This is a genomic window from Knoellia aerolata DSM 18566, from assembly GCF_000768695.1.
Taxonomy (GTDB): domain Bacteria; phylum Actinomycetota; class Actinomycetes; order Actinomycetales; family Dermatophilaceae; genus Knoellia; species Knoellia aerolata.
Window position 1 is genome coordinate 1 of sequence record NZ_AVPL01000094.1, and the last position, 8,022, is coordinate 8,022.

Below are 8,022 nucleotides of genomic sequence, written 5' to 3' on the forward strand. Positions count from 1 at the left end.
CCGGGAGGTCCGCGAGAGCCGAGCGGACGGCATACCGGATCCTCGCCGTCGCGGGGTGCGGACCGGGCATGACCGGTCAGCCGTGGACGCGGGCGACCCAGGCGGCCGGGTCGGTGATCTCGAGGGGGCGCGGGAGGGTCTCGGCCGAGGTCCAGATGGCGTTGAAACCGTCGACGCCGACCTTGTCGTGGACGCCGCGGACGAAGACCGCCCCGTCGCGGTACTGGCGCATCTTGGCCTCGAGCCCGAGAAGGCGGCGCAGCAGCTTGTCGAACGCGCCGACGCCCTTGCGGCGCTCGGTGAACTTCGCGCGGATCTCGGCGACCGTCGGGATGTGGGCCGGCCCCACGTCGTCCATGACGACGTCGGCGTGGCCCTCGAGCAGCGACATCACCGCGGTGAGCTCGGCGAGCTTGGCCCGCTGCTCGGCCGTCATGACGAGGTCGGTGATGCCGCCGGAGCCGCTGCTGAGGAGCTCGGGGAGCTTCTCGCGCAACGACGACGTGAGCTCGTGCAGGCGGTCCTGGTCCGGCGCCATCTCGGTCGCGAGCGTGCGGGCCTCGGCGACCATGTGGTCGCGCAGCCACGGCACGGCGGTGAACTGCACGCGGTGCGTCTCCTCGTGCATGCAGACCCACGCGCGGAAGTCCTCGGCGTCGACGTCGAGCTCGCGCTGGACCTGCACGAGGTTGGGCGCGACGAGCAGCAGCGCCGGGGTGCCTCCGGGGGCGAGGTCGTACTGGCCGAGCACCTTGCTCGCCATGAACGCCAGCAGCGCGCCCGCCTCGGCGCCGGTGACCTTGCCGCCGATCGCGCTGGCGAAGCCGCTCGGGGCGGACGCCGTGCCGTGCCTCGTCATGATCTGCTCGAACGCGGGGCCGAGCATCGCGCCCATCGAGTCCGCGTTCATCGCGATCCACGTGGGGCGGTCCACGACGAGCGCCTCGGGGGCGTCGTCGGGGGTCTGGAGCCGGGAGGTCTCGGCCACGGGGCCGTGGGCGCGGCGGGCCGTCTCGCGGATGGCACCGACCTCGGCGGCGGCCTCCTCGGCGGAGACGGCCGGGCCCGCGGGGACGAGGGTCCGGCCCGTGACCTTGGCGAACTCCCAGTCGACGTAGCTGTTGCTCACGCGCTCCTCCTCAGGGGCATCCGCACAGGGTCAGCGCGGTCACGAAGCGATCCAACGCCGCACGTGCGCCCAGCGTTCCTGCCGAGGGTGGCACACGATCGGCCAGGATGACGAAGGCGAGCAGGCGCCCGTCCGCGTCGACCGTGGTGCCGGCCAGGCTGGAGATGCCCCTCAGGGTCCCGGTCTTCGCCCGCGGTATGCCGGCCACGGCCCTGGTCTCCTTCGAGCGGTAGCGGTCGGCGAGGCTGCCGCTCAGCCCGGCGACGGGGAGGGAGGCCAGGGCCCGCCTCAGCTCCGGCTCGGCGTTCGTCGTCGCGAGGGTGAGCACGTCGGCGAGGGCGGTGGCGGTGACCGTCTGGCCCGGTGAGAGCCCGCTGGTGTCGAGGAGGCGCAGGCCCGCCGTCGGCACGCCCGCCTCGGCCAGGGTGGCGACGACGAAGCGGGCCGGGCCACCCGGGTCCGCGGCCGGCTGCCCCTCCGCGACCATGGCCTGACGGACGAGGTTCTCGGTGAGGGCGTTGTCACTGCGTTCGAGGGCGACCCCGAGGTGCTGGCCGTAGGTCGCCGACTCGACCGCCCCGAGCTCGGTGGCGCCGGCGGGTGCGGGGGCACCCTGCCCGGTGAGCGGCAGGACCGTGGTGGCGTGCCCGCGCGCGGTCAGTGCCGTCGCGAGCGCCTTGGCCACACCCGCCTCCGGGACGGCGGGAGCGGCACGCCCTCCCTCGGCGCGCTGCGAGACGAGGTCGAGCATCGAGACCGACTGGGTGAAGCCGGCCGCGACGTCCTCCTTCTTCCACGTCGTCGGGTAGCGGGGTCCGGCGGCGTACGTCGCGTCCACCCGGAGGGTGACCGGGCCGACCTCGCGCTCAGTGAGGGACCTCGCGACCTCGTCGGCGAGCGTGGCGATGCCCGCCCGGCCGGCCACGAGCGAGGCGTCGGACGCACCGTCGCCGAGGAGGGTGTCCCCGCCGGCGACGAGGACGACCTGGGTCGGGTCGTCGCCGGTGACGACCCTCGTCGTCATCCGCGCGTCGAGGTCGAGGTGCTCGGTGACGGCGAAGGCGCTGAGCACCTTGAGAGTCGAGGCCGGAGCGCGCGCGGTGGCCGGGTCCACGGCATACAGCTCCTCGCCGGTCAGCCCGTCGCGGACGCTGATGCCGACGCTGGGACCCAGCCACGGGTCGGCGGCCAACCGCGCGAGCGCCGCGGTGAGCCCGACGGTGGTCGGCGGGGGCGCCGTGGACGTCGAGGCCGAGGTGCCGGGGGTGGTGGACGCGGCGGGGGCGGCGCTCGGCAGCGGCGCCCAGCTGGGGGTGGCGGAGGGCGACCCGGGCGGCGTCGGGGGATCCACGGGGGCGCCGTCGTAGGTGAGGATCCCGGGCGCGAGGTCCACGACGTCCGCCGCGCCGTAGCCGAACCCGCCGACGAGGAGGCAGGCGACCCCTGCCACGACCGCCCGGCGCATCCGACCCCTTTCCGCGAGCCCGCCGCTGCATGCGGGACACTGGCCCCGAGCGTAGGTCATTTCCCCGATCCGAAAGAGGCCACCACCGTGGAGTTCGACGTCACCATCGAGATCCCCAAGGGACACCGCAACAAGTACGAGGTGGACCACGAGACCGGCCGGATCCGCCTCGACCGCATGCTGTTCACCTCGATGGCGTACCCGTCGGACTACGGCTACGTCGAGGACACCCTCGGTGAGGACAGCGACCCGCTCGACGCGCTCGTCCTCCTCGACGAGCCGACCTGGCCCGGCTGCCTCGTGCGCGCCCGGCCGATCGGCATGTTCCACATGCGCGACGAGGCCGGTGGCGACGACAAGATCCTCTGCATCCCGGCCGGCGACCCGCGCAAGGCGCACATCACCGAGCTCGAGCACATCAGCGAGTTCGACCGCCTGGAGATCCAGCACTTCTTCGAGACCTACAAGGACCTCGAGCCCGGCAAGTCCGTCGAGGGCGCCCACTGGGCCGGCCGCGAGGACGCCGAGCGCTGCGTCGTGGAGGCCATCGAGCGCGCCCGCGAGGCGGGCATGACGACGGCCCGGTGGCGTATGCCGGCCGCCCAGGAGTCCGATGCCCGCGCGGCGTCCGCGGCCCGCACCGCGGAGGAGCACGCGCACGCGGCCGCCAAGGCCAAGGAGGAGCTCGCCACGAAGGACCGGCCGCTCAGCGACAACCCCGACTCCTGACCCTGCCGTCCGGCCGTCCGGGCGTCCGGGCGTCGTAGGTTGGGCCGCATGGCTTCCGACATCGCCCAGACGCACGAGCTCAACGACGGCACGACGATCCCCGCGATCGGCTTCGGCACCTACCCGCTCCGGGGTGACGAGGGTGTCGCGGCGATCACGTCGGCGATCACGAACGGCTACCGGCTGCTCGACACCGCGGTCAACTACGAGAACGAGGCGGAGGTCGGCGAGGCCATCCGTCGCGCCGCCACCGAGGGCGTGACCCGTGACGAGCTCGTCGTCCAGAGCAAGATCCCCGGGCGCGACCACGCCTACGAGAAGGCGGTCCTGTCGGTCGAGTCGAGCCTTCGGGCGCTGGGGCTCGAGCGCCTCGACGTCGGGCTCATCCACTGGCCGAACCCGTCGGTCGGCCGCTTCACGGAGGCGTGGCGGGCGCTCGTCGACTGCCGCGAGCGCGGGCTCGTGCGCAGCGTCGGCGTCTCGAACTTCACCCCCGCCCACCTCGCCCGGATCATCGACGACACCGGGGTCGTCCCGGCCGTCAACCAGGTCGAGCTGCACCCGCTCTTCCCCCAGGCGGAGCTGCGCGCCGAGCACGAGCGCCTCGGCATCCGGACCGAGTCGTGGAGCCCGCTGGGCAAGCGCCAGGCCCCCTTCGACGCCGACCCGGTTGCCGCCGCGGCGTCGGCGCATGGCGTCGAACCGGCCCAGGTCATCCTCCGGTGGCAGCTCCAGCTCGGGGCGATCCCGCTGCCCAAGTCCGGCACCGCCTCGCGCCAGAAGGCGAACCTCGACGTCTTCGGTTTCGCGCTCACCGACGACGAGATGGCGGCCATCAGCGGGCTCGGCCGCTCCGACGGTCGGCTCTTCGGCGGCGACCCGGACACGCACGAGGAGATGTAGCCCGCAGGCCGGACCGTGAGCCGGTGCGGACGGCATACGCCGTTCGTATGCCGTCCGCCCACGGTTCCCAGGACACCGCCCGCCCGGCAGCGTAGGTTCGCCGCAGACCGAGGAGGTGGTGACGTGCGCCGTGCGGTGCAGGTGCTGGTGACGGCGCTGTGCTGCACCCTGCTCGTCGCCTGCGGCTCACGGCCCTCGGCCGAGCGGATCTGGGCCGAGCCGCAGCTCGCGACACCGCCGCAGTACCGCATCGGCGACGGTGACCCGCGGGGCGCGTCGCTCGTGCGGGCGGCCCGCGAGTGGGTGGCGCTCGGGAGCGTGCCCGGGGCCGGCACGGAGTGGGAGTCGATGAGCCGATGGGCCCTCATGGACCTCCACCAGGCGATGAGCGGCATCGACGCCGGGCGGGCGCCCGCGGCGGGTGCAGCCGGCTCGTGGGACTACTTCTGGCCCCGCGACGGGGCGTTCATCGCCCTCGCCCTCGACCGCACCGGGCACTCGGGCGAGGCCCGCGCGATCGTCGACTTCATCGCGGGGCTGCCCTTCGACCCCAAGGAGGGCTTCGACGCGCGCTACCTCCTCGACGGCAACCGCGTCGTCGTCGAGCCCCGCGGTCCGCAGTCGGATGGCTGCGGGTGGGTGCTGTGGGCCCTGGGCTCGCTGTCGTCCTCGGCCCTGCCGGCGTCGGCGGACGAGCTGAGGTCGCGGTGCCTCACGAACCTGCTCCGGCTCACGTGGAGCGGCTGGCGGCTGCCGCCGCCCTCCCCGGACTACTGGGAGCTGCGGGTGTCGGACACCTCCCTGGGGACGGTGGCTCCGATGGTCGCGGGGCTGCGGGCGACCGCCGACCGCGGTCCGTCCGCCGAGCGCTGGGCGGCGGGACAGGCGGCCAAGCGGCTCACCGAGAAGGTCTTCGCCGCGATGGGCCCGCAGCTGGAGCGCTTCGGCGACCGAGGCGGTCTCGACGCGGCGATCGCGATGATGATGCCGCCGTTCGGGCCCGATGACCCCCGGACGACGAAGCGGTGGCTGGCCTACCAGCGGGAGGCCATGAGGCCGTCCGGAGGGCTCGCTCCCGGTGTGGAGTGGAAGCAGGACGGCACGTCGTGGACGCCCGAGACGGCCCTCGTGGCGTACACGGCCGCGGCGGTGGACCGTGACGAGACGGCCGAGCACTGGCTGGAGTGGCTCGACGCTCACCGCACCCCGTGGGGGTCGCTGCCGGAGAAGGTCAACCGCTCGGGGCAGCCGGCCGGCCCCGCCCCCCTGCTCTGGACCGCGGCCCTGGTCCTCCTCACCCTCGACGAGCTGGAGGACGCGTGAGCGGCTCGTCTGACGCGGGTGCCGCGGGCGCCTCGGGCACCTCGGGCGCCTCGGGCGGCGCGCGGGCGGTCTCGGCCGAGCTGAGCTTCACGGTGACCGGCGACGACACGGCGTTGGCGCTCGGCTCGGGCAACCTGCCCGTGCTCGCCACGCCGCGGCTGCTCGCCTGGTGCGAGCGGGCGACCTGCCTCTCGGTCGAGCCCCTGCTGCGCGAGGGTCGCTCCAGCGTCGGCACCCGCGTCGAGCTCCAGCACGTCGCCGCCTCCCCGGTCGGGGCGGAGGTCATCGTGACGTCGGACCCGTCGTACGCGGACGGGCGGCTGCAGCGCTTCCGGGTGAGCGGCCGGCATACGGACGGCAAGGTCGTGGCGACCGGGGAGGTCACCCGGGTCGTCGTCGACGTCGACCGCTTCCTCGACAGGCTCGCGTGACCACCCCGCGGCAGCACGTGCGCAACGCCGCCGGGTTCGCCCTGGTGTGGGTCGTGGCCACGGTGGCGCACCGGGTGCGGTTCCGGACCTCGGGGTCGGTCCCCTCGACGGGACCGGTCATCGTCGTCGCCAACCACCTCACGGTGACCGACCCCCTGGCAGTGGCACGGGTCGTCATCGGGCACCGGCGCTTCCCGCACTTCCTCGCGATGCAGGAGGTCTTCTCGTGGCCGGGTGTCGGGGCACTGGCCCGGGCGACCGGGCAGATCCCGGTCGCGCGCGGGTCTGCGTCCGCCGCCCAGGCCCTCGACCGCGCCTCGGAGCGGCTCGCCAAGGGACAGCTCGTCGCGCTCTACCCGGAGGGGCGGCTGACGACCGAGCCCGACCAGATGCCCGGGCCGGCACGCACGGGGGCGGCCCGGCTGGCGCTGCGCCACCCCGAGGCGCCCGTCGTCCCCGTCGGCACGTGGGGCCCGAAGCAGGGCACCGAGCACATCTGGCACCGCCACACCGCGTGCCTGTCGGTGGGTCCGCCGGTGGACCTCGGGGAGTGGGCCGGTCGCACCGACGAGAGCGCTGCGCGCGCGGCCACCGACGTCATCATGGCGGCCATCCGCGAGCAGATCGCCGAGGCCCAGCGGATGTGGCACGCCCGCTGACCCCGCAGGCCCCGGCGGGATGCGGCGCCCGGGTTTTCCCGTGCTGTCGACGGGTACCTGAAAGGACATCGGTCGCCCGGCGGAGCCTGGAGAGCGCACCCGCCGAGGCCGGCCTGATCGGAACGCCCCCACCTCCCCATGATGGGGGCGTTTCGCTGCCTCGCCCCCGTCTGACGTCCCCCGGTGCCGCGCCGTCACCCTGGTGCGGCGCCGTCACTCGGTCCCGTCGTCGGGGTGCGTCACCCGCGCCCGGTTCCGCGACACGGCCAGGCCCGCAGCGCCGGCCGCGCCGAGGACCAGCAGTCCCGCGCCGACGCGCCACCACATGCGCTCACCGGTCATCAGCGCGGCGATGACGCAGACGACGGCCCCGAACAGGCCGTACCCGGCGGCCAGCCACAGCACCCCGAGGATCAGGCGACGGGGCGTGTCGGTCATCGTGGGCCGCCCATCCGTCCAGCATGCATCAGCGGGTGGGCTCCGCACGGTGGAACTTCGAGACCGGGGCCGGGCCGGCGGGGGCGGGGGCGGAGCCACCGTCCGTTCGACCCAGGAGCGCAGGCTGCTGCCAGCAGCCGGCCGGAGACAGAGCACCACTCCGCTATGTCTCGGCCACCGAGCGAGGGGCCTGCCGAGCAGGCTCGACTTCACCTGGCACGTCCCCGATGAGCCAGTTTCGGAGGTCGGCATCGAACTCCAGGCGTCGGGGAGCCTCACCGACCTGCGGCCCCTGCCGCCGTCGATGTGCTGGCGGCTGCACGCACCGTGGCGCAGCTCAAGATGCGCTGACACGGCGTCCGGGAGATCGGCCGCGACGATGACCTCTCGGAGGACCCGCCCATCGGCACGGCTCGGCCGGCGCAGATCATGGCGTTTCCTGAGACGCTGTCCTGATGAGTGGAGATGAGCGAGACCGCGATGCACGCGGGCGTGCTCGCCAAGCCAGGCCGCGGGATGAGCTGGGCCGGCCTCTGCCGTACGGCACCGCCGGAGTTGAGCCGGTCTCGGAGGAGCCGCTGCCGCCTGAGGAGACGTTGCGAACAGCACGCGAACTCGTGGAAGCCGGTCGTCCGTTCGCCGCCCACGAGGTGCTGGAAGCGCGCTGGAAGGCGGGGCCGGTCGACGAACGGGACCTCTGGCAGGGGTTGGCGCAGGTCTGCGTGGCGATCACCCACGCTGCCCGCGGCAACCAGAGTGGCGCGGACCGGCTCGCTGATCGAGCAGGCACGAAGTTGGCTTCGTATGTCGCGACTGGACGCCCCACGTACGGCGCCGACCTCAACGCGATCATGGAGTGTGCGCGCAGGCGTGTCACCGGTCGAGGCAGTTCGAACGTGCAGGGAGCCCCCCCGGACATGCAGAAGGCCCCCGGGAGGGATCTCC

Annotated in this window: 9 protein-coding genes; 6 read left to right on the top strand and 3 right to left on the bottom strand. The window is 73.9% G+C overall.

Annotated elements, in window-relative coordinates; translation table 11 throughout:
• Positions 1-76: 76 nt before the first annotated feature.
• Together N801_RS18095 and N801_RS18100 are read right to left on the bottom strand one after the other, a co-directional pair.
• Complete coding sequence (locus N801_RS18095; protein WP_035940705.1) at positions 77-1,129, bottom strand: zinc-dependent metalloprotease; 1,053 nt, start codon at positions 1,127-1,129, stop codon at positions 77-79.
• Between the two features lie 10 nt (positions 1,130-1,139).
• On the bottom strand, positions 1,140-2,594 hold the full coding sequence (locus tag N801_RS18100) for a D-alanyl-D-alanine carboxypeptidase/D-alanyl-D-alanine-endopeptidase (protein ID WP_052113291.1): 1,455 nt from the start codon (positions 2,592-2,594) through the stop codon (positions 1,140-1,142).
• Positions 2,595-2,681: 87 nt separating this feature from the next.
• Between N801_RS18100 and N801_RS18105 the strand changes: the two genes are divergently transcribed.
• The 5 genes from N801_RS18105 to N801_RS18125 all read left to right on the top strand — a co-directional run bounded on the left by N801_RS18105 (position 2,682) and on the right by N801_RS18125 (position 6,639).
• Positions 2,682-3,323 carry an inorganic diphosphatase gene (locus N801_RS18105; protein ID WP_035940706.1) on the top strand — a complete coding sequence of 214 codons (642 nt, stop codon included), beginning with the start codon at positions 2,682-2,684 and terminating at the stop codon, positions 3,321-3,323.
• A gap of 48 nt (positions 3,324-3,371) precedes the next feature.
• Entirely contained in the window at positions 3,372-4,226 is an 855-nt protein-coding gene (locus N801_RS18110; protein ID WP_035940707.1) for an aldo/keto reductase, read from the top strand.
• Positions 4,227-4,349: 123 nt separating this feature from the next.
• The gene (locus N801_RS18115) at positions 4,350-5,549 is read left to right on the top strand and encodes a glycoside hydrolase family 15 protein (RefSeq protein WP_052113292.1); all 1,200 of its coding nucleotides are present in this window, start codon (positions 4,350-4,352) and stop codon (positions 5,547-5,549) included.
• Positions 5,546-5,980: a thioesterase family protein gene (locus N801_RS18120; protein ID WP_245618506.1), complete on the top strand. Its 435-nt coding sequence runs from the start codon at positions 5,546-5,548 to the stop codon at positions 5,978-5,980. The genes N801_RS18115 and N801_RS18120 overlap by 4 nt, the downstream gene beginning before the upstream one ends.
• Positions 5,977-6,639, top strand: coding sequence for a lysophospholipid acyltransferase family protein (locus tag N801_RS18125; RefSeq protein WP_052113293.1), 663 nt, complete (start codon positions 5,977-5,979; stop codon positions 6,637-6,639). The genes N801_RS18120 and N801_RS18125 overlap by 4 nt, the downstream gene beginning before the upstream one ends.
• A gap of 213 nt (positions 6,640-6,852) precedes the next feature.
• Here N801_RS18125 and N801_RS18130 read toward each other — a convergent pair whose 3' ends face one another.
• Complete coding sequence (locus N801_RS18130; protein ID WP_035940708.1) at positions 6,853-7,077, bottom strand: hypothetical protein; 225 nt, start codon at positions 7,075-7,077, stop codon at positions 6,853-6,855.
• 455 nt (positions 7,078-7,532) lie between these two features.
• On the opposite strand from N801_RS18130, the gene N801_RS18135 reads away from it, so the two are divergent.
• Positions 7,533-8,022, top strand: a 490-nt coding sequence (locus N801_RS18135; protein ID WP_084109238.1) for a DUF309 domain-containing protein, incomplete at its 3' end; no start/stop codon positions are given.

Bases quoted from the DNA above. Each gene is read 5' to 3' on its own strand.
- N801_RS18100 (WP_052113291.1), bottom strand. From the start codon at position 2,594: ATGCGCCGGGCGGTCGTGGCAGGGGTCGCCTGCCTCCTCGTCGGCGGG.
- N801_RS18110 (WP_035940707.1), top strand. From the start codon at position 3,372: ATGGCTTCCGACATCGCCCAGACGCACGAGCTCAACGACGGCACGACG.
- N801_RS18130 (WP_035940708.1), bottom strand. From the start codon at position 7,077: ATGACCGACACGCCCCGTCGCCTGATCCTCGGGGTGCTGTGGCTGGCC.